Annotated in this window: 22 protein-coding genes; 7 read left to right on the plus strand and 15 right to left on the minus strand. The window is 70.4% G+C overall.

Annotated features, from left to right (window positions below):
• Window positions 1–267: 267 nt before the first annotated feature.
• Entirely contained in the window at window positions 268–2,838 is a 2,571-nt protein-coding gene (gene clpB, locus E0493_RS00005; protein ID WP_160934861.1) for an ATP-dependent chaperone ClpB, read from the minus strand.
• A 132-nt stretch (window positions 2,839–2,970) separates the two neighbouring features.
• On the opposite strand from clpB, the gene E0493_RS00010 reads away from it, so the two are divergent.
• Window positions 2,971–3,732: an MOSC domain-containing protein gene (locus E0493_RS00010; RefSeq protein ID WP_160934862.1), complete on the plus strand. Its 762-nt coding sequence runs from the start codon at window positions 2,971–2,973 to the stop codon at window positions 3,730–3,732.
• A gap of 53 nt (window positions 3,733–3,785) precedes the next feature.
• Here the strand turns inward: E0493_RS00010 and E0493_RS00015 are convergent, their stop codons facing one another.
• The 8 genes from E0493_RS00015 to E0493_RS00050 all read right to left on the minus strand — a co-directional run bounded on the left by E0493_RS00015 (window position 3,786) and on the right by E0493_RS00050 (window position 12,324).
• On the minus strand, window positions 3,786–4,232 hold the full coding sequence (locus E0493_RS00015; RefSeq protein ID WP_235913506.1) for a DUF4167 domain-containing protein: 447 nt from the start codon (window positions 4,230–4,232) through the stop codon (window positions 3,786–3,788).
• A gap of 230 nt (window positions 4,233–4,462) precedes the next feature.
• Window positions 4,463–5,344: a peptide chain release factor N(5)-glutamine methyltransferase gene (gene prmC, locus E0493_RS00020; protein ID WP_160934864.1), complete on the minus strand. Its 882-nt coding sequence runs from the start codon at window positions 5,342–5,344 to the stop codon at window positions 4,463–4,465.
• Window positions 5,337–6,392, minus strand: coding sequence for a peptide chain release factor 1 (prfA, locus tag E0493_RS00025; protein WP_160934865.1), 1,056 nt, complete (start codon window positions 6,390–6,392; stop codon window positions 5,337–5,339). Before prfA ends, prmC begins: the two co-directional genes overlap by 8 nt.
• Window positions 6,389–7,726 (minus strand): histidine--tRNA ligase, encoded by a 1,338-nt coding sequence (gene hisS, locus E0493_RS00030; RefSeq protein WP_160934866.1) that lies wholly within the window; start codon window positions 7,724–7,726, stop codon window positions 6,389–6,391. Before hisS ends, prfA begins: the two co-directional genes overlap by 4 nt.
• A gap of 4 nt (window positions 7,727–7,730) precedes the next feature.
• Complete coding sequence (gene ispG, locus E0493_RS00035; protein ID WP_160934867.1) at window positions 7,731–8,849, minus strand: flavodoxin-dependent (E)-4-hydroxy-3-methylbut-2-enyl-diphosphate synthase; 1,119 nt, start codon at window positions 8,847–8,849, stop codon at window positions 7,731–7,733.
• Between the two features lie 63 nt (window positions 8,850–8,912).
• Entirely contained in the window at window positions 8,913–9,962 is a 1,050-nt protein-coding gene (locus E0493_RS00040; RefSeq protein WP_160934868.1) for a RodZ domain-containing protein, read from the minus strand.
• 84 nt (window positions 9,963–10,046) lie between these two features.
• Window positions 10,047–11,084, minus strand: coding sequence for an NAD(P)H-dependent flavin oxidoreductase (locus E0493_RS00045; protein ID WP_160934869.1), 1,038 nt, complete (start codon window positions 11,082–11,084; stop codon window positions 10,047–10,049).
• 4 nt (window positions 11,085–11,088) lie between these two features.
• Window positions 11,089–12,324: an aspartate kinase gene (locus tag E0493_RS00050; RefSeq protein WP_160934870.1), complete on the minus strand. Its 1,236-nt coding sequence runs from the start codon at window positions 12,322–12,324 to the stop codon at window positions 11,089–11,091.
• A 134-nt stretch (window positions 12,325–12,458) separates the two neighbouring features.
• Between E0493_RS00050 and ubiG the strand changes: the two genes are divergently transcribed.
• Window positions 12,459–13,184 (plus strand): bifunctional 2-polyprenyl-6-hydroxyphenol methylase/3-demethylubiquinol 3-O-methyltransferase UbiG, encoded by a 726-nt coding sequence (gene ubiG / locus E0493_RS00055; protein WP_160934871.1) that lies wholly within the window; start codon window positions 12,459–12,461, stop codon window positions 13,182–13,184.
• Window positions 13,185–13,186: 2 nt separating this feature from the next.
• On the opposite strand, the gene E0493_RS00060 is transcribed toward ubiG, so the two are convergent.
• The gene (locus E0493_RS00060) at window positions 13,187–13,654 is read right to left on the minus strand and encodes a DUF1178 family protein (RefSeq protein WP_160934872.1); all 468 of its coding nucleotides are present in this window, start codon (window positions 13,652–13,654) and stop codon (window positions 13,187–13,189) included.
• Between E0493_RS00060 and E0493_RS00065 the strand changes: the two genes are divergently transcribed.
• A complete protein-coding gene (locus E0493_RS00065) occupies window positions 13,653–14,348 on the plus strand; it encodes a hypothetical protein (protein ID WP_160934873.1) in 696 nt (231 codons plus the stop codon). The two genes, E0493_RS00060 and E0493_RS00065, sit on opposite strands and share 2 nt — an antisense overlap.
• Window positions 14,349–14,403: 55 nt before the next feature.
• On the opposite strand, the gene grxC is transcribed toward E0493_RS00065, so the two are convergent.
• Window positions 14,404–14,664, minus strand: a complete 261-nt coding sequence (gene grxC / locus E0493_RS00070) for a glutaredoxin 3 (protein WP_160935237.1) — start codon at window positions 14,662–14,664, stop codon at window positions 14,404–14,406.
• A gap of 59 nt (window positions 14,665–14,723) precedes the next feature.
• Complete coding sequence (locus E0493_RS00075) at window positions 14,724–15,539, minus strand: ComF family protein (protein ID WP_160934874.1); 816 nt, start codon at window positions 15,537–15,539, stop codon at window positions 14,724–14,726.
• A gap of 79 nt (window positions 15,540–15,618) precedes the next feature.
• Here E0493_RS00075 and E0493_RS00080 point away from each other — a divergent pair, with 79 nt between their 5' ends.
• From E0493_RS00080 to radC, 3 genes are all read left to right on the plus strand, one after another.
• Window positions 15,619–16,506: a methyltransferase domain-containing protein gene (locus E0493_RS00080; RefSeq protein WP_160934875.1), complete on the plus strand. Its 888-nt coding sequence runs from the start codon at window positions 15,619–15,621 to the stop codon at window positions 16,504–16,506.
• 73 nt (window positions 16,507–16,579) lie between these two features.
• Entirely contained in the window at window positions 16,580–17,386 is an 807-nt protein-coding gene (gene map, locus E0493_RS00085; RefSeq protein WP_160934876.1) for a type I methionyl aminopeptidase, read from the plus strand.
• Window positions 17,387–17,455: 69 nt separating this feature from the next.
• Complete coding sequence (gene radC / locus E0493_RS00090) at window positions 17,456–18,280, plus strand: RadC family protein (protein ID WP_235913508.1); 825 nt, start codon at window positions 17,456–17,458, stop codon at window positions 18,278–18,280.
• Here radC and E0493_RS00095 read toward each other — a convergent pair.
• Together E0493_RS00095 and E0493_RS00100 are read right to left on the minus strand one after the other, a co-directional pair.
• Complete coding sequence (locus E0493_RS00095) at window positions 18,277–19,656, minus strand: ABC1 kinase family protein (RefSeq protein WP_160934877.1); 1,380 nt, start codon at window positions 19,654–19,656, stop codon at window positions 18,277–18,279. The two genes, radC and E0493_RS00095, sit on opposite strands and share 4 nt — an antisense overlap.
• Window positions 19,649–21,484 carry a M3 family oligoendopeptidase gene (locus E0493_RS00100; RefSeq protein WP_160934878.1) on the minus strand — a complete coding sequence of 612 codons (1,836 nt, stop codon included), beginning with the start codon at window positions 21,482–21,484 and terminating at the stop codon, window positions 19,649–19,651. Before E0493_RS00100 ends, E0493_RS00095 begins: the two co-directional genes overlap by 8 nt.
• A 164-nt stretch (window positions 21,485–21,648) precedes the next feature.
• Between E0493_RS00100 and E0493_RS00105 the strand changes: the two genes are divergently transcribed.
• Entirely contained in the window at window positions 21,649–23,355 is a 1,707-nt protein-coding gene (locus tag E0493_RS00105; protein ID WP_160934879.1) for an AMP-dependent synthetase/ligase, read from the plus strand.
• A 404-nt stretch (window positions 23,356–23,759) separates the two neighbouring features.
• Here E0493_RS00105 and E0493_RS00110 read toward each other — a convergent pair whose 3' ends face one another.
• A complete protein-coding gene (locus tag E0493_RS00110; RefSeq protein ID WP_367614427.1) occupies window positions 23,760–25,025 on the minus strand; it encodes an MFS transporter in 1,266 nt (421 codons plus the stop codon).
• Window positions 25,026–25,109 lie beyond the last annotated feature (84 nt).

Below are 25,109 nucleotides of genomic sequence, written 5' to 3' on the forward strand. Positions count from 1 at the left end.
GAAAACCCGATGCAATTTTCAATCAACATCAAACTTAAGCTTGTCCGCCTGTAGTGGACATCCTTAAGCTTGTCACCGCCCACTCGTTGGCGGGGCGCCGTATCTAGCGACCGTCAGGTCGCTTGTCAACGCCCCGCCGCACTTTTCTGCGGCGCCTCTCGCTGCGGTCCGTCCGTTCGTCCGTCCCTCAGCGTCGGGAGCCGGCTTTTAGGCCCGGCCCCCGCCCCTGTCAAACAGCTTTCACAAAAATTCCGCAGCCGGTCCGCTTCAGCCGGCGACGTCCAGTTCCAGCCCGTCGGTCCCCAGCGAGACCTTCACCTTGCTGCCGTCGGCCACGCGGCCTTCCAGCAGCAACTCGGCGAGCTTGTCCTGCAGGTTCCGCTGAATCACGCGCTTCAGCGGACGCGCCCCATAGACCGGGTCGTATCCCGCTTCCGCCAGCCAGTCCCGCGCGAACTGATCAAGCTCGAGCGTGATCTTCCGCTCCTCGAGCAGATTCCGCAGCCGGCCAAGCTGGATCTCGACGATCGAGCCCATGTCCTTCCGCGCGAGGCGGCGGAACAGCACGATCTCGTCCAGCCGGTTCAGGAACTCCGGCCGGAACCGGCCGCGCACGATGTTCATCACCTGCCCGCGCACCAGGTCAACGTCCTCACCATCCGGCTGCGCCGCCAGGATTTCGGAACCCAGGTTGCTGGTCAGCACGATCAGGGTGTTGCGGAAGTCCACGGTCCGCCCCTGCCCGTCCGTCAGCCGCCCATCGTCGAGCACCTGCAGCAGGACGTTGAACACGTCCTCATGCGCCTTCTCGACCTCGTCGAAGAGGATCACCTGGTAGGGCCGCCGCCGGACCGCCTCGGTCAGCGAGCCACCCTCCTCGTAGCCGACATAGCCCGGAGGGGCACCGATCAGGCGCGACACCGCATGCTTCTCCATGTACTCGGACATGTCGATCCGAAGCAGCGCCTTCTCGTCGTCGAACAGGAAGGCGGCGAGCGCCTTGGTCAGCTCGGTCTTGCCGACGCCGGTCGGGCCGAGGAACAGGAAGCTGCCCATCGGCCGGTTCGGGTCCTGCAGGCCCGCGCGGGCACGCCGCACCGCCTTCGAGACCGCCTCCAGCGCCTCCTCCTGCCCGACCACGCGGGCGCGGAGCGAATCCTCCATGTGCAGCAGCTTGGCCCGCTCGCCCTCGAGCATCTTCTCGACGGGAATGCCGGTCCAGCGGCTCACCACCGCGGCGATGCCTTCCTCGGTCACCGCCTGATTGACCAGCCGGCCGCCGTCGCCCGCCTCGGCGATCTTCTTCTCCAATGCGGGAATCACGCCATAGGTCAGCTCGCCGGCCCGGGCATAGTCCCCCTTCCGCTGCGCCAGTTCCACCTCCGTGCGGGCACGGTCCAGCTCCTCCTTGGCCTTCTGAGCCTCAGAGAGCTTGCCCTTCTCCTCCTGCCAGGCAGTGGTCAGCGTATCCGACCGCTCCTCCAACTCGGAGAGCTCGCGCTCCAGCCGCTCCAGCCGGTCGCGGCTGGCGGCGTCGTCCTCCTTCTTCAGCGCCTCGCGCTCGATCTTGAGCATCATCAGGCGCCGGTCCACCTCGTCCAGCTCCTCCGGCTTGCTGTCCACCTGCATGCGCAGGCGGGAGGCGGCCTCGTCCACCAGGTCGATGGCCTTGTCGGGCAGGAAGCGGTCGGTGATGTAGCGGTTGGAGAGGGTCGCCGCCGCCACCAGGGCGCTGTCCGCGATGCGGACGCCGTGGTGCAGCTCGTACTTCTCCTTGATGCCGCGCAGGATGGAGACGGTGTCCTCCACCGTCGGCTCGCCGACGAAGACGGGCTGGAAGCGCCGCGCCAGCGCCGCGTCCTTCTCCACGTGCTTGCGGTACTCGTCCAGCGTGGTGGCGCCGATGCAGTGCAGCTCGCCGCGCGCCAGCGCCGGCTTCAGCAGGTTGGAGGCGTCCATCGCGCCATCCGCCTTGCCGGCGCCGACCAGCGTGTGCATCTCGTCGATGAACAGGACGACCTCGCCGGCCGCCTGCTCGATTTCCGACAACACGCCCTTCAGCCGCTCCTCGAACTCGCCGCGATACTTGGCGCCGGCCACCATGGCGCCGAGATCGAGCGCCAGGACGCGCTTGTCCTTCAGCGCCTCCGGCACGTCGCCGTTGACGATGCGCAGCGAGAGCCCCTCGACGATGGCGGTCTTGCCCACACCGGGCTCGCCGATCAGCACCGGGTTGTTCTTGGTGCGCCGGGCGAGGACCTGGATGGCGCGGCGGATCTCCTCGTCACGGCCGATCACCGGGTCGAGCTTGCCCTCGCGCGCCGCGGCGGTCAGGTCGCGGGCGTATTTCTTCAGCGCGTCGAAGCTCTGCTCGGCATTGGCGCTATCCACCTTCCGCCCCTTGCGGATGGTGGCGACGGCGGCTTCCAGCTTCTTGGCGGTCGCGCCGGCGGCGACCAGCGCGCGGCCGGACGGCGTGTCGCTGGCCGCCAGCGCGGTCAGCAGCCGGTCCTGCGCCACGTAGCTGTCGCCGGCCTTGCCGGCCTGCTGCTGGGCGGCATCCAGGACACGCACGATGTCGGGCATGAACTGCGGCTGCCCGGCCCCGCCGCCCTGCACGCGCGGCAGCTTGGCCAACTCGGCCTCAACGGCGCTCAGCACAGGCTTCGGGTCGGCGCCGGCGGCACGGATCAGGCCGGCGGCCGCGCCCTGCTCGTCATCGAGCAGCGCCTTCATCAGGTGCTCGGCGGTGACACGCTGGTGGTATTCGCGGATGGCGATGGTCTGCGCCGCCTGCAGGAAGCCGCGGGCTCGCTCGGTGAACTTCTCGATGTCCATTCTGGTCCCTCCGGTGAGGCAACCGGAGCGCGAGGTCCCTTGAAGGCGACAACGGCTCCGCTGATGCGGGGGATGTGGTAAGGAGACGAAGGCTCCTTCAAGAGGGGCGTCGAAAAATTGGGAGCTGAACCGATGCGCGTCGAGCACCTCTACCGCTATCCCGTGAAGGGCCTGACGGCGGAGGCGCTGGAATCGGTCGAGCTACACGCCGGCGAGTGCTTTCCGCATGACCGACGCTTCGCGCTGGTCCAGGGCGACGCGCCGTTTGACGAGGCGGCGCCCCGCTTCCTGCCCAAGCAGAACTTCGCCTGCCTGATGGCCAATGCGCGCCTCGCCCTGGTCGCCTCGGCCTACGAGCCGCGCAGCGGCAAGCTATCCTTGCGCGTGCCCGGCGCCGAGCCGCTGGTGGCGGACACCCGCACGGAAGCCGGGCGCGCGCGAATCGCGGAGGTGCTGACGGCCTATCTGGGAGCGGAAGCGCGCGGGGCGCCCCGCTTCCTGGAAGCGCCGGGCCACGCCTTCACGGACCAGAAGAAGAAGGGCGTTTCCCTCATCAACCTGGCCAGCCTTGAGGCGCTCGAGAAGGCGATCGGCCGCCGCCTGGAACCGCTGCGCTTCCGCGCCAACGTCTACTTCACCGGCCTGCCGGCCTGGGCGGAGTTCGCCTGGGTCGGGCACGAGGTGATGCTGGGCGGGGCGCGCCTGGCAGTGTTCAAGCGCACTGTTCGCTGCCCGGCCACCCAGGTGAACCTGCAGACCGGCGAGCGCGACGCCGACGTGCCGCGCCTGTTGCGCGAGCATTTCGGCCATGCCGATCTCGGGGTGCATGCCACCGTGGAGGAAGGCGGCCAGGTTGCCCTAGGCGACGCGCTGGAGGCGCTCGAACCGGCCTGAGCCGGCCCCCGGCCGGGGCGGGCCCGCACGGCCCTGCCCCGCCATGCGGGAGGTTACTGCACCGTCTCGCGCTGGTCGGGCACGTCGGCATTCTCGCCGTCGAAGGACGGCTGGGCATGGCCGTTCACCTCGCCCCCTTCCCCCTGCTGCTCGCCTCCCTCGGCACCATCCGGGCCAGACTGCGGGCGGCGCGGCTGCTGCTGGGCCTGGGCGGCCTGGGCCATGGCGTTCAGGATCCGGAAGTAGTGCTCGGCGTGCTGGAAATAGCTCTCGGCCATCACCCGGTCGCCAGCGCTGGTCGCGTCGCGGCCAAGCTGCAGGTACTTCTCGAAGAGCTGCTGGGCGGTGCCCCGCAGCCGCATGTCCGGCCCGTTGGAGTCGAACACATGGTTGCGGTTCATGGGCTGGTGGCCGCTCTGGCGGAACTGCCCGCCGCCGCCGCCGCCCCCGCCGCCGCCATGGCGATGGCCGCCGCGTCCGCGCATGCGCTTCATGTTCATCGGTGTTGCGTTCGCCGTCTCACGCTCGCGCCGTCCGGCATTCAGGGGTCCGGCATGGACCCCGGCGCACCGGGGAGCTTGCTGATGGTGTTGCGTTGCTGCGGCGCCGGAAGCCACTGGTGATCTTTCACCAGAAAAACCTTTCCGGCGGATCCGGCCGGGTGAACTCGTCCGCCCGGGGCCGCGAAGTCACCCTAACCGCGCAGCCCCCCGCCGCCAAACGGTTTTTTTCACTGACGGCCTAGGATCAGGGCTCTTTCAATGCCGTTCAGATCGGCCCGGCAACCCCGGATTGCAAGCTGTGCTGAGCCTGCAAGCAGGGAAACCGCCTCCCGCTGCCCCTGCCCCAGTTCCAGCACGGCACAGCCATGCGGCGTGAGCAGGTCGGGCAGCGCCGCGACAATGCGCCGATACGCCTCCAGCCCGTCCTCACCGCCGTCGAGCGCACGGTGTGGCTCGTGCAATGCCACCTCCGGCATCAGTCCTGGGACCGACTCCCGGAGGATATAGGGCGGATTGGAGAGCACCAGGTCGAAGCGTCCCGCCAACGCGCCTGCCCAGTCGCCGGCCAGGAAGGCCGCACGCCCGCCAAGCCCGTTCCTCCGCGCGTTCCGGCCAGCGAGGGCCGCCGCGGCCGGCGACAGGTCCACCCCCACCCCGAACGCGTCGGGCCGCTCGGAAAGCACCGCCAGCAGCAGGCAGCCGGTGCCGGTGCCGAGATCCAGCACACGCGCCGCGGGCACCGGCAGGCTTGCGAGCGCCGCCTCCACCACCGTCTCCGAATCGGCGCGGGGGATCAGCGTGTCGGGCGAGACCTCCAGGTCCAGCGTCCAGAAGCCCTGGTGGCCCAGGATGAAGGCCATCGGCTCATGCGCGAGGCGGCGGCGCAGCATGGCGGCGAAGCGGGCGGCCGGCTCCGGCGGCACGGGCCGGCGTGGCGAGCCGAGCAGTGCCCCCTGCTCCACACCCATGGCCTCGGCCAGCAGCAGCCGGGCCTCCAGGCGCGGGTTCTCGATGGCGGCGGCGCGCAGGTGCTGTCCGGCGCGGCAGAGGAAGGCGCCGACGGTGCCGGCCGGGTCGGGGCAGGCGCCTCCAGGCGGGCTCTCAGACACCCTCGGCCGCCATCCGCGCCGCCTCGTCCTCGGCGGTCAGCGCGTCGATGATCTCGTCCAGCTCGCCCTGCATCACGCGGTCGATCTTGTGCAGGGTCAGGCCGATGCGGTGGTCGGTCACGCGACCCTGGGGGAAGTTGTAGGTGCGGATGCGCTCGGAGCGGTCGCCGGTGCCGACCTGCGCCCGGCGGTCGGCCGAGCGGCTGGCGCTGGCCTGGCTGCGCTGCATCTCGTAGAGCCGCGCCCGCAGCACCTTCATCGCCTTGGCGCGGTTCTTGTGCTGGCTGCGCTCCTCCTGCATCGCCACCACCATGCCGGTGGGCAGGTGGGTGATGCGGACGGCGCTGTCGGTCTTGTTGACGTGCTGCCCGCCGGCGCCGGAGGCGCGGTAGGTGTCGATGCGCAGGTCGCCCTCGTTGATCTGCACGTCCACCTCCTCGGCCTGCGGCAGCACCGCGACGGTGACGGTGGAGGTGTGGATGCGCCCCTGCGTCTCGGTGGCCGGCACGCGCTGCACGCGGTGCACGCCGCTCTCGAACTTCAAGCGGGCGAAGACCCCCTGCCCCTCGATCTCGGCCACGGCGCCCTTGATGCCGCCCAGCTCCGACTCGTCGTACTCCAGGATGCCGAAGCGCCAGCCGCGCAGCGCGGCGTAGCGCTGGTAGGCGGCGAACAGCTCGGCGGCGAAGAGTCCCGCCTCGTCCCCACCGGCGGCGGGGCGGATCTCCAGGATGGCGCTGCCGGCGTCCGCTGCGTCCTTCGGCAGCAGCATCAGCCGCACCTCGTGCTCCAGCCGGGGCACGGCGTCGCGCTGGGCGTAGAACTCGGGCTCGGCCAGCTCGCGCATCTCGGGGTCGGCCAGCAGGGCCTCCGCCTCGTCGCGGGCGCGCTCGGCGGCGCGCAGCGCCTGCACCTTCTCGACCAGCGGCTCCAGCTCGGAGAGTTCCTTGGAGAGGGCGCCGATCTGCCCGCCCTCCGCCGTTTCCAGCAGCGCCCGCACCTCGTCGGCGCGATAGAGCAGGCGATCCAGCTTCTCGGGCAGGCTCATTCCTCGTCCGACTCGTCCTCGTCGAACTCGTCGCCCTCGGCGGCCAGCTCCATCTCCTCGACCATCTGCTCCAGCATGGCGTCCACCACGCCGGCGGCGGCGAGCGCCGGCAGCAGGCCGGGCATGCCGACGCGCTCCTGCGTGCCGTCCGAAAGGTTGCGGACCACCACCACGCCTTCGGCCACCTCGCTCTCGCCGATGATGATGGCGGCCTGGCTGCCGACGCGGTTGGCGCGTTCCATCCGCTTCTTGAGGTTGCCCTTGTAGGCGATCTCGGCCGGCACGCCCGCCGCGCGCAGCATCTGCAGCAGCTCGACGGCCGGGCCTTCCTCCGCCTCGCTGACCGGCACCACCGCCACCGGACGCACCGGGTCCGGGGTTTCCTCCAGCAGCTCGGCCAGGCGATCGACGCCCGCCGCCCAGCCGACGCAGGGGGTGGCGGGGCCGCCCATCTCCTGCACCAGCCCGTCATAGCGGCCGCCGGCCATCACCGTGCCCTGCGCGCCCAGCCGGTCGGTGACGAACTCGAAGGCGGTATGGCTGTAGTAGTCCAGGCCGCGGACGATGCGCGGGTTGTCCCGGTAGGGCACGCCGAAGCGGTCCAGGTGGCGCTTCACCGCCGTGTGGAACTCCGCCGCCTGCGGGGTGAGGTGCTGGTGGATGGTCGGCGCCTCGGCGACCAGCGCCTTGTCGCCCGCATCCTTGCTGTCGAGGATGCGCAGCGGGTTCTTCTCCAGCCGCTTCTGGCTGTCCTCGGAAAGCTGGTCGCGATGGGCGGTGAAATACTCCACCAGCGCGGCGCGGTAGGCATCGCGGCTCGGCGTGTCGCCCAGCGTGTTCAGCTCCAGCACCACGCCGTCATCGATGCCGAGCTGCTGCAGGATCTGCCAGCCGCAGGCGATCACCTCGGCATCGGCCAGCGGCTCGGCGGCGCCCAGGATCTCGGCGCCGATCTGGTGGAACTGCCGGTAGCGGCCCTTCTGCGGCCGCTCGTAGCGGAACATCGGCCCGGCATAGAAGACCTTGCGGGGCAGCGCCTGCTGCGCCAGCCCGTTGGAGACCAGCGCGCGCACGATGCCGGCCGTGTTCTCCGGCCGCAGGGTGACGGAATCGCCGCCGCGGTCCTCGAAGGTGTACATCTCCTTGGTCACCACGTCGGAGGTGTCGCCCAGGGTGCGGGCGAAGACGCTGGTGGCCTCGAAGATGGGCGTCGCCCATTCCTCCAGCCCGTAAAGTCCGGTGACGTGCCGCGCCGTCTCGATCACGTGGTGATGGCGGCGGAAGGCATCCCCGATCAGATCCCGGGTGCCACGAACCGGCTGCATTCCGCTCAACGCCTTACTCCGCTGCCTGCTGGGCCTGGGAGGCGGCGATCTCCGCCGCCTTCCGCTCGACCTGTTCCACGATGTGATCGACCATGCCCGCGCCATCCACGGTGTGGTCGGTGCGGCCGGCGTGATAGACCATGTGGCGCCCGGCGCCACCGCCCGTCACGCCGATATCCGTCATCAGCGCCTCGCCCGGCCCGTTCACCACGCAGCCGATGATGGAGAGGGTGAGCGGCGTCTCGATATGCGCCAGCCGCTCCTCCAGCGCCGCCACTGTCTCGATGACGTTGAAGCCCTGCCGGGCGCAGGAGGGGCAGGAGATGATCTTCACCCCCCGGTGCCGGATGCCGAGCGACTTCAGGATGTCCCAGCCGACATGCACCTCCTCCTCCGGCTCGGCGGAGAGCGAGACGCGCAAGGTGTCGCCGATGCCGGCCCAGAGCAGCGAGCCCAGGCCGATCGAGGACTTCACCGTGCCGGTGCGCTTGCCGCCCGCCTCGGTGATGCCGATGTGCAGCGGGTGGTCGCAGGCCTCGGCGAGCTGCTGGTAGGCGGCGACGGCGAGGAACACGTCGCTGGCCTTCACGCTGATCTTGAACTCGTGGAAATCGAGTTCCTGCAGGTGGGCGGCGTGCCAGAGGGCGGATTCGACCAGTGCCTCCGGGTTGGGCTCGCCGTACTTCTCCAGCAGGTGCCGCTCCAGGCTGCCAGCATTGACGCCGATGCGGATGGAGCAGCCATGGTCGCGGGCGGCCTTCACGACCTCCTTCACCCGCTCCTTGCTGCCGATGTTGCCGGGGTTGATACGCAGGCAGGCCGCCCCCGCCTCCGCCGCCTCGATGGCGCGGCGGTAGTGGAAGTGGATGTCGGCGACGATGGGGACGTTCACCTCGCGCACGATCTCATGCAGCGCGGCGGTGCTTTCCTCGGTGGGACAGGAGACGCGGACGATGTCCACCCCCGCCAGCTCCGCCCGGCGGATCTGCGCGATGGTGGCCGCCGCATCCTCGGTGGGCGTGTTGGTCATGGTCTGGACGGAGATCGGTGCGTCTCCGCCGACCAGCACCTTGCCAACCCCGATCTGCCGCGACTTCCGGCGCAGGATCTGCTGGTAGGGACGATAGGACATGGCGGTCAGGCCTCCCGCTTCGGCATGCCGCCGATATGGCAGCAGACGGGCTGCCGGCCAAGCCTAACGGGTGGGAAGCTGGCCCGGGCGCGCCTCACGCAGCTGTGCGGGGTCGAGCAGGATGTCCCGCCGCACCCCCACCTGCGTGGCCAGGGCCTGGCTCGCAACGCCGCCCACCTCAATGGCGAGGCCTTCGGCGCGCCCGGTGGTGAGCAGCAATCCGGGCTCCTGCGGCACCTCGTAGGCTTCGCCGGGCTGCAGCACGCGGCTGACCAGCACCCGGCCGGAGCGGGCCTCGCGCACCTGCACCCAGCATTCCTGCGTGGCCCGCAGCACAATCGCGTTCCCGGTCGGTGCGGGGGGCTGGCTTGAAGGAGAGGCGACCGGTGGCGTGGCGGGCGCCTGGGGGCCGGCGCCCTGCGTCCGGCCCGATTCGGCAGCCGCCGCGGAAGCACGCGCCTCCGCGAGCGGCGGCGGCGGCGCCTGGCCCGGGGAGCCCGAGCCGGCGCGCACGCCCGTTCCGGGCGCGGCCTCGCCGCCTGTGGCGGGCGGCGGGAGAAGCGCCGGCGGCGAGCCGGAGCGCGAGGCGCCGGTGGCAGGCGCTGGCGGCTCCGGCAGCGGAGGCTGGCCAGCCTCGCGGGCTGCCTCCTCCATCCGGGGCGGAAGGGCGGGCACCGCGTCCACCGTGCGCTCGGAAGGACCGCTCCAGCGGTACCAGGCGGCATAGGCCCCGACCGCCAGCACCGCGCCCAGCATGATGATGGCTCCCGCAGGGACGCCCCGCTCGGGCACCGGCTCGGGAAAGACGAGGTCCCTGCCCCGGCTTTGCCCACCGGCGGCCTGGCGGAAGCGACGGACCAGGTCGGCGGCGTCCAGCCGCATGGCCTGGGCATAGCTGCGCACGAAGCCGGTGCCGTAGGCGAGGCCGGGAAGGTCATTCACCCGCCCGTCCTCAAGGGCGTCCAGATAGCGGCGGCTGATGCGGAGCTGCTCCGCCATCTCCTCCAGGCTGATGCCCAGGGCAAGGCGGGCCTGGCGGAGCTCGTCGCCGACACGGACCGCCTCGGCGAGCTGGAGATCGCTGCGAGCAGTGCGTTTCAGGTCGTACGCCACCCGGGGAACACCTATCGCGCCAGGGAAGGCGCGGCCAAACGCGCTGCGAACCGCAAAGAGGAGAGCTGCCGCAGGCGCACGCGCTCAGCTTCGGGCGCGGCGCGCCGCCAGCGCGGCGCGGGCCTGCGCGAGCAGCTCGGCGATGATCTCGGCCACGGGCTGCTCCCGCGTCACCATGCCGACGCTCTGCCCGGCCATCACGCTGCCATTCTCGATGTCGCCCTCGACCACGGCGCGCCGCAGGGCGCCTGCCCAGAAGTGCTCGATCTCGAGCTGCGCGGCCTCCTTGCTCAGCTCGCCGGCCTGAAAGCGGCGGATGACCTTCACCTGATGCTCGACGAAGCGGCGGGTGCCGGCATTCTGCAGGGCGCGCACGGGGATCACCGGGAAACTGGCATCCACCTGCGCGCTGGGCATCGCGTCGCGCGCCGCGCCGCGGATGAAGGCGCGCTTGAAGTCCGGATGCGCCACGCATTCGGTGGCGCAGACAAAGCGCGTGCCGAGCTGCACGCCCGCCGCGCCCATCTCCAGGTAGGAGAGGATCGCCTCGCCCCGCCCGATGCCGCCGGCGACGAAAACAGGCACGTCGCGCACCTGCGGCAGGATCTCCTGCGCCAGCACGTTCAGGCTGACAGGGCCGATATGGCCGCCCGCCTCGGAGCCCTCGATCACCAGCGCGTCGGCGCCGGAGCGCACCAGCTTCTTCGCCAGCGCCACGGCCGGGGCAAAGCAGATGACCTGCGCGCCGCCCTCCTTGGCCTGGCGGATCGCCGGCGTGGGCGGAATGCCGCCGGCGAAGACAATGTGCCCGACCCGCGCGGCCAGGCAGACATCCACCAGCGCCGCGAGCTGCGGGTGCATGGTGATGAGGTTCACCCCGAAGGGCTTATCGGTCAGCGCCTGGGTGGCGGCGATCTCCTCCGCCAGCCGTTCCGGCGTCATCGCTCCGCAGGCGATGACGCCGAAGGCGCCGGCGTTGGAGAGCGCGGCGACCAGGTTGCGCTCGCTGACCCAGCTCATGGCGCCGCCGAGGATCGCATGGCGCGTGCCGAGGAAAGCGGCACCGCGCGTCATCAGCGCGTCCAGCGTGTCGGCTCCACCAGGGGCGGCGAGCGCATCCATGGGCTCAGCCCTCCGCGTCCAGCCCGTAGGCGCTGTGCAGGGCGCGGACGGCGAGCTCGGTGTACTCGGCGCCCACCAGCACGCTCGTCTTGATCTCGGAGGTGGAGATCACCTGGATGTTGATCCCCTTCTCCGCCAGCGCCTTGAACATGGTGGCGGCGACGCCGGCATGGCTGCGCATGCCGATCCCGACGATGGAGATCTTGGCGACCTCCGGGTCGGTCACCATGGCCTCGAAGTTGATCTCCGGGCGGAACTTCTCCAGCACATCCCTGGCGCGCGGCAGGTCGGCCTTGCCCACGGTGAAGGTCATGTCCGTGGTGCCGTCGGCGCCCAGGTTCTGCACGATCATGTCCACGTTGACGTTGGCGGCCGAAAGCGGCCCGAACACCAGCGCCGCGATGCCCGGCTTGTCCGGCACCCGGCGCAGCGTCACCTTGGCCTCGTCGCGGGAATAGGCGACGCCCGTCACCAGCGGCTGTTCCACGATCTCATCCTCATCCACGACCAATGAACCAGGCAGGGGCTCGCCCGGCTTGTCCTCGAAGGAGGACAGCACCTGAATCCGGACCCGCTGCTTCATCGCCAGCTCGACCGAGCGGGTCTGCAGCACCTTGGCGCCGACCGAGGCCAGCTCCAGCATCTCCTCATAGGCCACCGCCGGCAGCTTGCGGGCGCGCGGCACGATGCGGGGATCGGTGGTGTAGATCCCGTCCACATCCGTGTAGATGTCGCAGCGGTCCGCCTTCACCGCCGCGGCGATGGCGACCGCGGAAAGGTCCGAGCCCCCCCGGCCTAGCGTGGTCACGCGGTTGTCCGGGCCGACGCCCTGGAAGCCCGCGACCACCGGCACCTGGCCCATGGCCATCCGGCCGATCAGCACCTGCCCGTCGATCTCCTCGACGCGCGCCTTGCCATGCGCGTCGTCGGTGCGGATCGGGATCTGCCAGCCCTGCCAGGAGCGCGCGTCCACGCCGATGGTCTGCAGCGCGATGGCCAGCAGGCCGATCGTCACCTGCTCGCCGGTGGCCACCACGGTGTCATACTCGCGCGCGTCGTGCAGCAGCGAAAGCTCCTGGCACCACTTCACCAGCTGGTTGGTGGTGCCGGCCATGGCGGAAACCACCACCGCCACCTCGTTCCCGGCGTCGACCTCACGCTTCACCCGGGCGGCGACGTTGCGGATACGGTCCAGGTCGGCGACGGAGGTGCCGCCGAACTTCATCACGATGCGTGCCATGCGGGTCTGGGAGGCTGTGTCCAATGGGTCCGGAAACCGGGCGCGGTTGCGGCCGGCCAAGCCGTGGGACAGATAACGAGACGCGCGCCTTGCCGCAACCGGCATGGCGCGCGCCCCAGCCCGGAGACCCCGCCATGACCGCTGCCACCGCCCTGCCGGACGAGATCGCCAAGTTCGACGCCCTGGCCGCGCGCTGGTGGGACCCGAACGGCCCGATGGCCCCGCTGCACCGGATGAATCCGCTGCGTTGCCGGTGGGTGGCCAGCCGCCTCGCCGCGGCGCATGGCCGCGCCGGCACCGACCTGGGGGGGCTTTCGATCCTGGATGTGGGCTGTGGCGCCGGGCTCGCCAGCGAAGGCCTCGCCCGCTGCGGCGCCCAGGTCACCGGGCTGGATGCCGCCGGCGGCGCCCTCGCCGTGGCCCGCGCCCATGCCGAGGCCGAGGGCCTCAGCATCGGCTATCGGGAGGGCCGGCCGGAGGACCTCGCGGCCGAGGGGGCGCGGTTCGACGCCGTGGTGGCGCTGGAGGTGATCGAGCACGTCGCCGACCGCGCGGCCTTTCTGGCCGCCCTGGCCGCGCTGCTGAAGCCCGGCGGGATGCTGTTCCTGTCCACCCTGAACCGCACCCCGCGCGCCTTTCTCCTCGCCAAGGTCGGGGCGGAGTACCTGCTGCGCCTGCTGCCGCGCGGCACACATGACTGGCGGATGTTCGTCACGCCCGCAGAGCTCGGGACGGAGGCGCGCCGCGCCGGGCTGCGGGTCTGCGACATCGCCGGCATGGTGCCGGTGCTCGGCGGCAGGGAGTGGCGGGAAAGCCGCGACGTGGCGGTCAACTACATCGCGGCGGCGCGGAAGGACTGACCTCAGCTGTCGGCGCGGGGCACCCAGGGGAGCTGCGCGATGTCGACGCCTTCCTTGCGCAGCGCCTCGGCCTCGGTGTCGCTCGTTTCGCCGTAGATGCCACGGCGCTCGCTTTCCCCGCGATGGATGCGCCGCGCCTCGTCGGCGAACTCATGGCCGACATAGTCGCAGCTCTTCTCCACTTCGGCCCGCATGCGCTGCAGCAGCGCCAGCACCTGGGCCGGCATCGGCCCGGCGGCGGCCTGGGTGGTCTTGCCGGCATCCGCGGGCGGCACCGCCGCGGGCGGCGGCGCCTCCGCCGCCCGCCCCTTGCCGAGGGCGGGCGCCATCAGGGCGCGCTCCACCTTGGTGCCGCCGCAGACGGGGCAGTCGATCAGCCCCGCGCGGGCCAGCTTCTCGAAGGCCACGCTGTCCTTGTACCATCCATCGAAGCCGTGGTTCTGGTCACAGCGGAGCTGGTAGTGGATCATGCCGGTTCCGGGTGCATGGGACGGAACGCCCATTCTCTCATCTGGTTTGGCCCGGCGCAAAGCGCCGATCTGGTTTATCTCAGCGCAAAGCGCCGATCTGGTTTATCTCAGCGCAAAGCGCCGATCTGGTTTATCTCAGCGCAAAGCGCCGATCTGGTTTATCTCAGCGCAAAGCGCCGATCTGGTTTATCTCAGCGCAAAGCGCCGATCTGGTTTATCTCAGCGCAAAGCGCCGATCTGGTTTATCTCAGCGCAAAGCGCCGATCTGGTTTATCTCAGCGCAAAGCGCCGATCTGGTTTATCTCAGCGCAAAGCGCCGATCTGGTTTATCTCAGCGCAAAGCGCCGATCTGGTTTATCTCAGCGCAAAGCGCCGATCTGGTTTATCTCAGCGCAAAGCGCCGATCTGGTTTATCTCAGCGCAAAGCGCCGATCTGGTTTATCTCAGCGCAAAGCGCCGATCTGGTTTATCTCAGCGCAAAGCGCCGATCTGGTTTATCTCAGCGCAAAGCGCCGATCTGGTTTATCTCAGCGCAAAGCGCCGATCTGGTTTATCTCAGCGCAAAGCGCCGATCTGGTTTATCTCAGCGCAAAGCGCCGATCTGGTTTATCTCAGCGCAAAGCGCCGATCTGGTTTATCTCAGCGCAAAGCGCCGATCTGGTTTATCTCAGCGCAAAGCGCCGATCTGGTTTAACGCGGCGTAAAGCGCCGGTCTGGCTCGGCTCCGCGCAAGGCGCCTGGTCCAAGCCTCAGCCGGCCTGGAGAATGGGATCGAGCTTGCCAGAACGGTCCAGCGCGAACAGGTCGTCGCAGCCGCCGATCGCCTCATCATTGATGAAGATCTGCGGCACCGTGGTGCGCCCCCCGGAGCGCCGGATCGCGTCCTTGCGCTCCTGGGAGCCGTGCGGCGCGTCGTACTCGGTGAAGCCGATGCCCTTGCGGCCGAGCAGCAGCTTGGCACGCGAGCAGTAGGGGCAGAACGCGGTGGTGTAGATTTCGACCTTGGCCATGACGCACAGATCGGCGCGCACCGGCGGCCGGTCAAGAGCGTTTCACCGGTGCGGCGGGTTCAGCCCATCTCGACCAGTTCAGGGCCCGGCGTCCGCGCCACGGCCACAACATCCACCTGCGTCGCGCCAGCGGCCAGGAGCACCGCCGCGCAGGCCGAAACCGTGGCGCCCGAGGTCAGCACGTCGTCCACCAGCAGCACCTGGCGGCCCGCGACCCGCGACCCGCCGTGCCGCGCCAGGCAAAAGGCCCCATCCAGCACCGCGAGGCGCTGCGCGGCGCCGAGGCCCGCCAGCTTCGGCGTATGGCGGGCGCGGCGCAGCAGGTTCGGTGCCCAGGGCGTGCCTGAAAGCCGCGACAGCCGTGCCGCCAGCAGCCCCGCCTGGTTGTAGCGGCGGGCAAGCAGCCGGCCGCGATGCAACGGCACCGGCAGCAGCAGGTCGGCTTCCGCCAGCAGCGCGCGGCCAGCCTGCGCCATCTGCCGTGACAGCAGGCCGGCGAGTTCCGTACGGTCGCCGTACTTGAAGGGCAGGATCAGCCGCTTGGAGCCGGCATCGTAAAGCCAGGCGGCGCGCGCCCGGCCGTAGAGGGGACGACGCTCCGCGCACCGCGCGCAATGCAGCTCGCCGCCCGGCGCCGCCGCCAGCGCCTCGCCCTGCCCCGCATGGAGGAACGGCAGGCCGCAGCAATGGCAGAGAGGTTCACCGACCGGCGTCACGGCCCGGAAGCAGTCCGGGCAAAGGGTTCCCTCCGTCAGCACCAAGGCGGCGCAGGCCGGGCAGCGTGGTGGCAGCAGCGCATCCAGCGCTGCCGAGCCCAGGCGCCGCCAACGGGCCCGCAGGGCCTGCCCCGCGGCCGGCAGATCAAGAATCACCATTTCGTGACAATACAGGGCTGCCGCACCGCGCCGCAATGGCCGCTTGCGCGCCGCGGGCGCGGGGCGCATCTGCTGCCGCATGGCGGATGCAATGCAGGTTTTCGATCGCGCCCTGGTCCGGTGCCGGCGTGACCGCGCGGCGGCCGGAATCGGGCGCGTGGCGCCGGTTCTGGAGGCCGGCGCGGCCCTTCTGCTGGACCGGCTCGACGACATCAGCCGCCGCTTTCACCGGGCGCTGGATATCGGCGGCCGTGGTGCCGTGGCGCCTGCCTTGCGCGCCCGCGGCGTGGAGACGGTGGTCTCCATGGACCTCTCCGCGCCCATGGCGCGGGGCGCGGGCGGCCTGCCGCTGGCCGCCGACGAGGAGTGGCTGCCCTTCGCCACCGGCAGCTTCGACCTCGTGGTTGCCAGCCTTTCGCTGCACTGGGTGAACGATCTTCCCGGCGCCCTGCTGCAGATCCGGCGTGCCATGGCTCCGGACGGGCTGTTCCTCGCCACGCTGCCGGCGCTTGGCACGCTGCAGCCGCTGCGCGAGGCGCTCGGCCGGGCCGAGACGGCGCTGCGCGACGGGCTCAGCCCGCGCGTCTCGCCCTTCCCGGAACTGCGTGACGGAGCCGCCCTGCTGCAGCGCGCCGGCTTCGCCATGCCGGTGGCCGACCGCGACCGGCTCGACCTTCGCTACCGCTCGCCCATGGCACTGATCGCCGACCTGCGCGCGGCCGGCGAGAGCAACGCCGTACAGGCGCGCGACCCGCGCGTGCCGCCGCGCGCCATGTTCCCGCTGGCGCTCGGCGCGCTGCCGCTGGAGGAAGGGGTGCTGGCCATGCCGCTGGAACTGCTGACGCTCACCGGCTGGGCGCCCGCCCCGGACCAGCCGAAGCCCGCCCGCCGCGGCAGCGCCGACGCGCGGCTGGCGGATGCCCTGGGCACGGTGGAGCGCAAGGCCGGCGAGCGGGCCGGAGGATGATGGCGGCCGCACCCCTGCCCTGCGGTTGCGATGCTTGCAACCGAAGGGAGGGGCGCGCATCTTGCCTGGCACCATGGAAAACTCTGCTGCCGAGGCGCGGCGCATAGCCCTGCACCCGCCTGAAGATTTCGAGGGAATGCGCCGTGCGGGGCAACTGGCCGCCGCGACGCTCGACATGATCGCGCCGCATGTCCGCCCGGGCGTGACAACCGGCGAGCTGGACCGCCTCTGCGACGACTTCATCCGCGCCAACGGCGCCGTCTCCGCCTGCCTCGGCTACCGGGGCTACCCGAAGTCGGTCTGCATCTCGATCAACCACGTCGTCTGCCACGGCATTCCCGGCAACAAGGCGCTGCAGGATGGCGACATCCTGAACATCGACGTCACCGTCATCCTGGATGGCTGGTACGGCGATACCAGCCGGATGTACGTGGCCGGCACGCCCAGCACCAAGGCCCGCCTGCTGCTGGACGTGACGCATGAGAGCATGATGCGCGGCATCGCCGCCGTCCGCCCCGGCGCGCGGCTCGGCGACATCGGCCATGCCATCCAGAGCTATGTCGAGAAGCAGCGCTTCAGCGTGGTGCGCGACTTCTGCGGGCATGGCATCGGCCGCAGCTTCCACGCGCCGCCGAACATCCTGCATTTCGGCCGCCCCGGCGAGGGGCCGGCGCTGAAGCCCGGCATGTTCTTCACCATCGAGCCGATGGTGAATGCCGGCCGGCCCGAGGTGAAGGTGCTGGACGATGGCTGGACCGCCGTGACGCGCGACCGCAGCCTTTCTGCGCAGTTCGAGCACATGGTGGGCGTGACCGAGACGGGATGCGAGGTCTTCACCTTCTCCCCCGCCGGGCTGCACAAGCCGCCTTACGCCGCCTAGGCCGGGACCGGGAGTGCTGGACAGCCTCCCGGCTTTGCCCCAACCTCCGCGCGACCAGTGGAGGCTCCAATGCGCAAGTTGCGCGGCATGGCGGCGACGGAAGCAGGCCTTGACGTGCTTCTGCTCGGCCTTGCCACGCCGGAGAGTGAGCTTAGCTCCATCGACGCTGGCTCCGTTGACCCTGGCTCCGTTGACTCTGGCTCCATCGACCCGCGCGCCGTGCCCGCCGGTGCGGAGGGGCACCGTGCGCGGATGCGGGCACGGCTCCTCTCCGCCGGCCCTGACGCCCTGCTGGACCATGAGCTGATCGAGATGCTGCTGTTCCTGGCGCTGCCGCGTCGGGACACGCGCGCCATCGCACGCCGGCTGCTGGCCCGTTTCGGCAGCTTCGGCAACGCGCTCTCCGCTTCCGTGGCGGAGCTCCGCCAGGTCGAGGGGATCGGCGAGGCCGGTATCGCCGCGCTCAAGACCGTGCAGGCCGCGGCGCTGCGCCTGATGCGGCACGAGGTGCTGGAACGCCCCGTCCTGGGAAACTGGGAGAGCCTGCTCGGCTACCTCAGCGCCGCGCTGGCGCGGGAGCGCGTCGAACACTTCCGCGTCCTGTTCCTCGATAGCCGCAACCGCCTCATCGCCGACGAGGCCCAGGGCAAGGGCACGGTGAACCACACGCCGGTCTATCCGCGCGAGGTGATCCGGCGGGCGCTGGAGCTGCATGCCACGGCGCTGATCCTGGTGCACAACCACCCCAGCGGCGACCCCACGCCCAGCGAGGGCGACCGGGCCATGACCGCCCAGGTCCAGGCGGCGGCCACGGCCCTCGGCATCACGCTGCACGACCACCTCATCATCGGCAGCGGCCGCCACCTGTCCTTCCGCCAGGAAGGGCTGCTCTAGGCGGCGGTGGGGGGCACCGCCGCCTCGCGCAGCGCCTCGGCCTGCCGCGCGGCCAGCTCCTGCTCGTTGAAGCCCGCGATCAGCTCCTGGAACATGCGGTGCCAGTTCAGCTCGGCGCCGAGCCGCATGAAGGCGCTGCCCAGGCCAACCGCGCCGCGGTCCACCAGCACGAACTCGCGCGGCGGCTTCACGCCGCCGGTGCGTTTGAGGCCGGCATGCACCTCGGCCGCCACCTTGCGGCCGAAATCCGGGTCACCGCCGGTCTGGATAGGCCGCACGCGATCGTCCAGCAGCGGTTCGTGCAGGAACTTCGCCCAGAGGCCGAGCACCGCCATCTTCTCCTTCGAGAGGTCGGTGAAGCCCCAGATGCGGTACGCCTCCGCCGCCTTCTCGTCGTCGCTGTCGCGGATCGCCTCGTAGAGCATGATCACGCCGCGCAGGAACTGCGGCGGGAAGACGCGGATGGCACCGTAGTCAAGCAGGTTGATGCCGGCTGGCTCGCCCTCGGTCGGCTGCCGCACCTGGTAATTGCCGAGATGCGGGTCGCCGTGGATCACGCCGTAGCGATAGAAGGGCGTGTACCAGGCGTGGAACAGCGCGCGGGCATAGGCGTTGCGCTCCTCCAGCGGCGGGTCCTCCGCCAGGCGGTCCATGATCGGGCGGCCGTCCAGCCAGGTCATGGTCAGCAGGCGGCGGGTGCAGAGGCCCTCGATCGGCTGCGGCGTGCGCACATCCGGCACATCGGCCAGCATGCGGTTGTAGAGCCGCATGTGCGAGGCCTCGCGGGCATAGTCGAGTTCCTCCCGCAGGCGGTCGCACAGCTCCACATAGACGTCGTCATGCTGGATGGCGTCGTCCATGCGGGCGAAGATGCCCATGGCGATCTTGAGCTGGCGGAGGTCGGCCTCCACCACGCTCGGCATATCCGGATACTGCAGCTTGCAGGCGACCAGTCGGCCGTCCGGCAGGGTGGCGCGGTGCACCTGGCCGAGGCTGGCCGCGGCGGCCGCCTCCTGGCTGAAGCTGGTGAAGCGGGATTGCCAGCCGGCGCCCAGCTCCGAGGCCATGCGCCGGCGCACGAAGGCCCAGCCCATGGGCGGCGCGTTGGCCTGCAGCCCCGCCAGCTCCTGCGCATATTCCGGCGGCAGGGCGTTGGGAACCGTGGAGAGGAACTGCGCCACCTTCATCAGCGGGCCCTTCAGCCCGCCGAGCAGCGCCTTCAGGTCGTTGGCATGGGCCGCCTTGTCGGTGCGGAAGCCAAGATAGCGCTCGCCGGCCATGCGCGCGGCGATGCCGCCGACCGCGCCGGAGGTGCGGGCCATGCGGCGGATCTCACCGAAAAGGGTGCGGCCCTCCTCGTCACGGGGCTCAGCCATCGGCACGCTCAAGCTCGTCGATGAAGCCGGAAATCACGTTCAATCCCTTGTGCCAGAAGGCGGGGTCGGAGGCGTCGAGCCCGAAGGGCGCGAGCAGCTCCTTGTGCCGCAGGGTGCCGCCGGCGCGCAGCATCTCCAGGTACTTCTCCTGGAAGCCGGGCACGCCGCCCTCCTGGAACACGCCGTAGAGCGCGTTCACCAGGCAGTCGCCGAAGGCATAGGCATAGACGTAGAAGGGCGTGTGGACGAAGTGCGGGATGTAGGACCAGTAGATCTCGTAGTCCGGCGTGAACTCGAAGGCCGGGCCGAGGCTCTCCACCTGCACCTGCATCCAGAGCGCGCCGATCTCCTCGCGCGAGAGCTCGCCCTTGCGGCGGGCGTCGTGCAGCAGCGTCTCGAAGCGGTAGAAGGCGATCTGCCGCACCACCGTGTTCAGCATGTCCTCCACCTTGCCGGCCAGCAGCGCGCGGCGGCGGCGCGGGTCGGTCTCGGCGTCGAGCACGGCGCGGAAGGTCAGCATCTCCCCGAACACGGAGGCGGTCTCGGCGAGCGTCAGCGGCGTGCCGGACATCAGGTAGCCCTGACCGGCCGCCAGCACCTGGTGCACGCCATGGCCAAGCTCGTGCGCCAGCGTCATCACGTCGCGCGACTTGCCGTGGTAGTTCAGCAGCAGATAGGGGTGCGCCGAAGGCACGGTCGGATGCGCGAAGGCACCGGAGGCCTTGCCGGGGCGCAGCACCGCGTCGATCCAGGGCTTGTCGAAGAACTCGCGGCCGATGCGTCCCAGCTCCGGGTCAAAGGCGCTGTAGGCCTTCAGCACCCGCTCCCGCGCGGCCTCCCAGGGAATGCTGCTGTCGTCCTCGTCGGGCAGCGGCGCGTTGCGGTCCCAGTGCTGCAGCTTGGGCAGCCCGAGCCACCTGGCCTTCATCGCGTAGTAGCGGTGCGAGAGGCTCGGGAAGCTCTCGACCACGGCGGTGACCAGCGCGTCCACCACCTCGTCCTCGACCATGTTGGCGCGGTTGCGGCTGCTGCCGGGGCGCGGGTAGTGGCGCCAGCCGTCAACGATCTCCTTGTCCTTGGCCAGGGTGTTGGTGATCAGCGTGAACAGCCGCGCCTTCTCGCCGAAGGCCGCCGAGACCCCCTTGGCGGCGGCGGCGCGCACCGCCCGGTCGCGGTCGGACAACTTGTTCAGCGCGCCGGAGACGTTCAGCGTCTCCTCGCCCACCTTCACCTCCATCGCGGCGATGGTTTCGTCAAAGAGGCGGTTCCAGGCGGCGCGGCCGGTCACCTCCTTCTCGTGCAGCAGGCGCTCGGCTTCGTCGGAAAGCTGGTGCGGGCGGAAGACGCGGAGGTCGCGCAGGAACGGCTGGTAGTGGCGCAGCGCGGCGGAGACGGCGAACTTCTTCTCCAGCACCGCGTCCTCCAGCCGGTTCAGCTCCAGCGTGAAGAACAGGAGGTGGGTGGAGATGGCCGTCACCCGCTCCTGCATGTCCTGGTAGAAGCGGCCGTTGGCAGGGTCCTGCGCGTCGCCGGAGAAGACCAGCGAGGCAAAGGACATCACCCGCCCCAGCACCTCCTCGATCCGCTCGTAAGTCGCGATGGCCTCCGCCAGCCGGTCCCCGGAATGGGCGGCGAGCCTGCCGGCATGCGCTTCGGCGAAGGCACGGGCCTCCACCTCGGCCCGGGCGAGGTCAGCCTCCAGCTTCGGGTCGGCGGTGGTGGCGTAGAGGTCGGAAAGATCCCAGGCCGGCAGGGCCGCGCCACCTTCGCCCCCTTGCGGGCGGCCGGCGGTGTCGCGGGGAAGGAGACGAAGGTTGTTCAGCGTCACGACGGGCCTTGCGGTTGTGGGTTCGCTGCTCTCGATATAATCCCCTCGCGGGGCAGGCCAAGCGCCCCCCGCCCGGTCTTCGCGCCACAGCCGCGGAAGCCGGCCGCAAAACGCGGTTATGCGACCGACGTTCCCCCTCCCTCCATAGGACGCCGCCCCGCCCCATGCCTGCCGAGGACAAATGGAACAGCCTGCCCGCCCTGATGCTCGGGCTGGCCCGCTCCTGGCCCGATCGGCCCATGCTGCGCTTCTGGCGCAATGGAGGGTGGCGCAGCCTGACCTGGGCCGAGTTCGCCCTTCAGGTGACCGACATCGCCGCCGGGCTGCGGGCGCGCGGCATCTGCCCTGGTGACAGGGTTCTGATCGTGGCGGAGAACCGGCCTGAATTCCTGATCGCCGACACCGCCATCATGGCCATCGGCGCCGTTTCCGTGCCGGCCTACACCACCAACACGGTGGCGGACCATGCGCACCTGCTGCGCGATTCAGGCGCCCGCTGCGCCATCACCTCCACCGCGAAGCTGGCCTCGGCGGTGGCGGAGGCCGCGGGCCTCGGCGGGCTCGACCTGGTGGTCTGCATGGAGGACACGCCCGGCACGGTGCCCTGGGGCACACTGGGCGCCACCCGCGGCGACCTGCCCATGCTGGCCGCCGAGGCGGACCAGATCCCCTCCGGCCGGCTCGCCTGCCTGATCTACACCTCCGGCACCGGTGGCGCGCCCAAGGGGGTGATGCTGCCCCACCGGGCCATGCTGGCGAACCGGCGGGGCATCGCGAGCTTCATTCGCCGCCTCGCCCTGCCGCGCGACGCCTGCTACCTCTCCTTCCTGCCGCTGTCCCATGCCTATGAGCATACGGTGGCCTACCTGCTCACCTCCTTCGGCATCGAGATCGTCTTCAGCCGGGGGGCCGAGCGGCTCTCGGCGGAACTGGCGGAAGTCCGGCCGCAGGTGGTCACCGCCGTGCCGCGCCTCTTCGAGGTGCTGCGCGCGCGCATCCTGGCCGGGTTGGAGAAGCAATCCGCCCTGCAGCAGCGCCTGTTCGAGGCGACGCTGCGCCTGGGCCTGCGGCGGATGGATGGCCCTCCCCTCAACGCGCTGGAGCGGGCGGAGGACGCGGTGCTGGACCGGCTGGTGAGGCGCAAGGTCCGGCAGCGCTTCGGCGGCCGGCTGATGGCGCTGGTCTCGGGCGGGGCGCGGCTCGACCCCGACCTGTCCGGCTTCTTCCTGGCGCTCGGCCTGCCCGTGCTGCAGGGCTACGGGCAGACGGAGGCCGGACCGGTGGTCAGCGTCAACACCCCTTGGGAAAACGACCGCCGCAGCGTCGGCAGGCCCTTGCCGGGCGTCACCGTGCGGATCGCCGGGGATGGCGAGGTGCTGATTCGCGGCGCGCTGACGATGGATGGATACTGGAACAACCCGGAGGCGACCGCGGCCGCGCTGCGGCCGGAGCTGCCGGACAGCGAGCCCTGGCTGCATACCGGCGATGTGGGGGAGATCGTGAATGGCGCGCTGCGCATCACCGATCGCAAGCGCGACTTCATCAAGACGCTGAGCGGGGAAATGGTGAGCCCGGCACGCATCGAGAGCCTGCTGATGGCTGAACCGGAAATCGCCCAGGCCGTGGTGGCCGGTGAAGGGCGCCCTGCCATCAGCGCCCTGCTGGTGCCTGCCGAGGGGCAGGACGCAGCGGCGCTGGAGGGTGCGGTCAGACGGGTGAACGGCCGGCTCACGACCGTCGAGCGGATCCGCCGCTTCGCCGCCGTGGAACCTTTCACGGTGGAGAATGGCCTGCTGACGCCCACCATGAAGGTGAAGCGCCGCATGGTGCTGCAGGTCCACGCGGCCAGGGTGGACCAGTTCTACAGCTGAGGCAAAGGCGCCTGAGCCGGGGTCAGCCCATGGTCTCAAGGATGAGAAGGCGGATCTCGGCCTGGGAAAGGCCGGACTTATCGGCTCCCTGCTGGCTTGCGGGGAGCGGACGCGGCGCCACGATGGGCTGCCGGAGAGCGGAAATCGAAGACATTTCTAGTCGTATCCTTCTGGCTGGCGCGCAGTCTGGCACCATCCATTCACTTCAAGGTTAATGAGGTCACGCCGCCAAAGAGCGCCCATCACGCGGCACATCAACACGCCGCGCGGCACGAAGTTGCCGAGCTGACGGTTGGCCGAATTGTCTGGGACGGCGCCTTGCCATCGCACCCCGGCAAACCGCGGGCGCGGAAGCAGCCTGGACTGGCTGACGGAAGCGGATATGTGGTGGAAGGAGGCCGGGTTCAAGCCCCGGCTTCGCGCTCCACCGCGGCTTCCTCGGCCACCGCCACCAGCTCCGTGCCCACCGGCTGCACCGGCATGACCAGGAAGTCCTCCTTGGTTTCCGGCGCGGCGCGCTGGCTGATGCGGTAGATGCCCCAGAGGGCGATCAGCGCCTGCGCGCAGAGGATCTGCCACCCCAGGCCACGGCTGCCGAGCGTGGCCATGGCCACGCCGCCCAGCAGCGGCCCCAGCGCCGAGCCCGCGCCCCAGAGGATCAGCAACCCGCCCGAGGCCGCGGCGAACTGGCCAGGCGGAACGTGGTCGTTCACATGCGCCAGCACCAGGCTGTAGGCCGGGATGACCAGCATGCCGAACACGCCCACCAGCAGATAGAGCACGACATGCGGCGGGTGCTCTGGCACGGCGAGCGTCATCCAGAGCAGCGCGCCCGCGGCCACCATGGCGAGGCCGACGCTGAGCTGCCGGCGGTCCATCCGGTCGGACAGCCAGCCCATGGGCCAGGTGGCGAGAAACCCGCCCAGCGAGCCGCAGGCCATGAACACCGCCACCGCGCCGGCATCCAGCCCGGCACGCTGCGCGAACAGCGGCCCCAGCGAGTAGTAGGAACTGGTGCTGATGCCGACCAGGAAGGCGGCCACCACGCCGAAGGGGGACTGCCCGTAGAGCCGCCGCAGGTCCAGCGTCGCGTCGCCCTCGCCTTGCGCCGGCGCCTGGGCGCGGGACAGCACCACCGGCACCAGGGCGAAGGAGATGATCATGGAAACGAGGCAGAACAGCACGAAGCCGGTGGGCGCGGCGGTGGTCAGCAGCAGCTGGCCGACGACGCCCGACAGCATTCCGGTCATGCCGTAGATGCTGAGGATCTGGCCGCGCACCGCGCTGGAGGCGGCGCCGTTCAGCCAGCTTTCCACCACGATGAACAGGCCGGCGAAGCAGAAGCCGGTGATCGCCCGCCCCAGGGGCCAGAGCCAGGGGCTGACCAGCATCAGGTGCAGCAGCGGCACCGAGGAGGCCACCGCCGCGAGTGCCGCGAAGGCGCGGGTGTGGCCGACGCCGCGCACCAGGCGCCCGGCATAAAGCGAGCCGAAGATCAGCCCGACATAGAAGCCCGAGCCTACCAGGCCGATGGCGGTGGCGGAAAAGCCTTCCCGTCCGCCCCGCAGCGTCAACAGGGAGCCCTGCAGCGTGTTGCCCATCTGCAGCAGCGCATAGCCGAACAGCAGGGTGACAACGGTGGCGAGGGTGGTGGCAAGCGGCGATCGCACGGCGCGGCTCCGGATCGAGGGGCCCCGCAGTCGGCCCGCGCCGGTCACCGCCGGCCGCGCGAGGAAGGGGCGGCGCAGAAGGGG

The sequence above is a fragment of the Teichococcus coralli genome (assembly GCF_009829925.1).
Taxonomy (GTDB): Bacteria; Pseudomonadota; Alphaproteobacteria; order Acetobacterales; family Acetobacteraceae; genus Pseudoroseomonas; species Pseudoroseomonas coralli.

Coding starts and splice junctions, on each gene's coding strand:
- E0493_RS00080 (WP_160934875.1), top strand. CDS start 15,619: ATGGCGGATGCAATGCAGGTTTTCGATCGCGCCCTGGTCCGGTGCCGG.
- E0493_RS00050 (WP_160934870.1), bottom strand. CDS start 12,324: ATGGCACGCATCGTGATGAAGTTCGGCGGCACCTCCGTCGCCGACCTG.
- E0493_RS00105 (WP_160934879.1), top strand. CDS start 21,649: ATGCCTGCCGAGGACAAATGGAACAGCCTGCCCGCCCTGATGCTCGGG.
- map (WP_160934876.1), top strand. CDS start 16,580: ATGGAAAACTCTGCTGCCGAGGCGCGGCGCATAGCCCTGCACCCGCCT.
- E0493_RS00065 (WP_160934873.1), top strand. CDS start 13,653: ATGCCGGTTCCGGGTGCATGGGACGGAACGCCCATTCTCTCATCTGGT.
- prfA (WP_160934865.1), bottom strand. CDS start 6,392: ATGAGCCTGCCCGAGAAGCTGGATCGCCTGCTCTATCGCGCCGACGAG.
- E0493_RS00095 (WP_160934877.1), bottom strand. CDS start 19,656: ATGGCTGAGCCCCGTGACGAGGAGGGCCGCACCCTTTTCGGTGAGATC.
- radC (WP_235913508.1), top strand. CDS start 17,456: ATGCGCAAGTTGCGCGGCATGGCGGCGACGGAAGCAGGCCTTGACGTG.
- E0493_RS00075 (WP_160934874.1), bottom strand. CDS start 15,539: ATGGTGATTCTTGATCTGCCGGCCGCGGGGCAGGCCCTGCGGGCCCGT.
- E0493_RS00010 (WP_160934862.1), top strand. CDS start 2,971: ATGCGCGTCGAGCACCTCTACCGCTATCCCGTGAAGGGCCTGACGGCG.
- E0493_RS00015 (WP_235913506.1), bottom strand. CDS start 4,232: ATGAACATGAAGCGCATGCGCGGACGCGGCGGCCATCGCCATGGCGGC.
- ispG (WP_160934867.1), bottom strand. CDS start 8,849: ATGTCCTATCGTCCCTACCAGCAGATCCTGCGCCGGAAGTCGCGGCAG.
- grxC (WP_160935237.1), bottom strand. CDS start 14,664: ATGGCCAAGGTCGAAATCTACACCACCGCGTTCTGCCCCTACTGCTCG.
- ubiG (WP_160934871.1), top strand. CDS start 12,459: ATGACCGCTGCCACCGCCCTGCCGGACGAGATCGCCAAGTTCGACGCC.
- clpB (WP_160934861.1), bottom strand. CDS start 2,838: ATGGACATCGAGAAGTTCACCGAGCGAGCCCGCGGCTTCCTGCAGGCG.
- E0493_RS00045 (WP_160934869.1), bottom strand. CDS start 11,084: ATGGATGCGCTCGCCGCCCCTGGTGGAGCCGACACGCTGGACGCGCTG.
- E0493_RS00060 (WP_160934872.1), bottom strand. CDS start 13,654: ATGATCCACTACCAGCTCCGCTGTGACCAGAACCACGGCTTCGATGGA.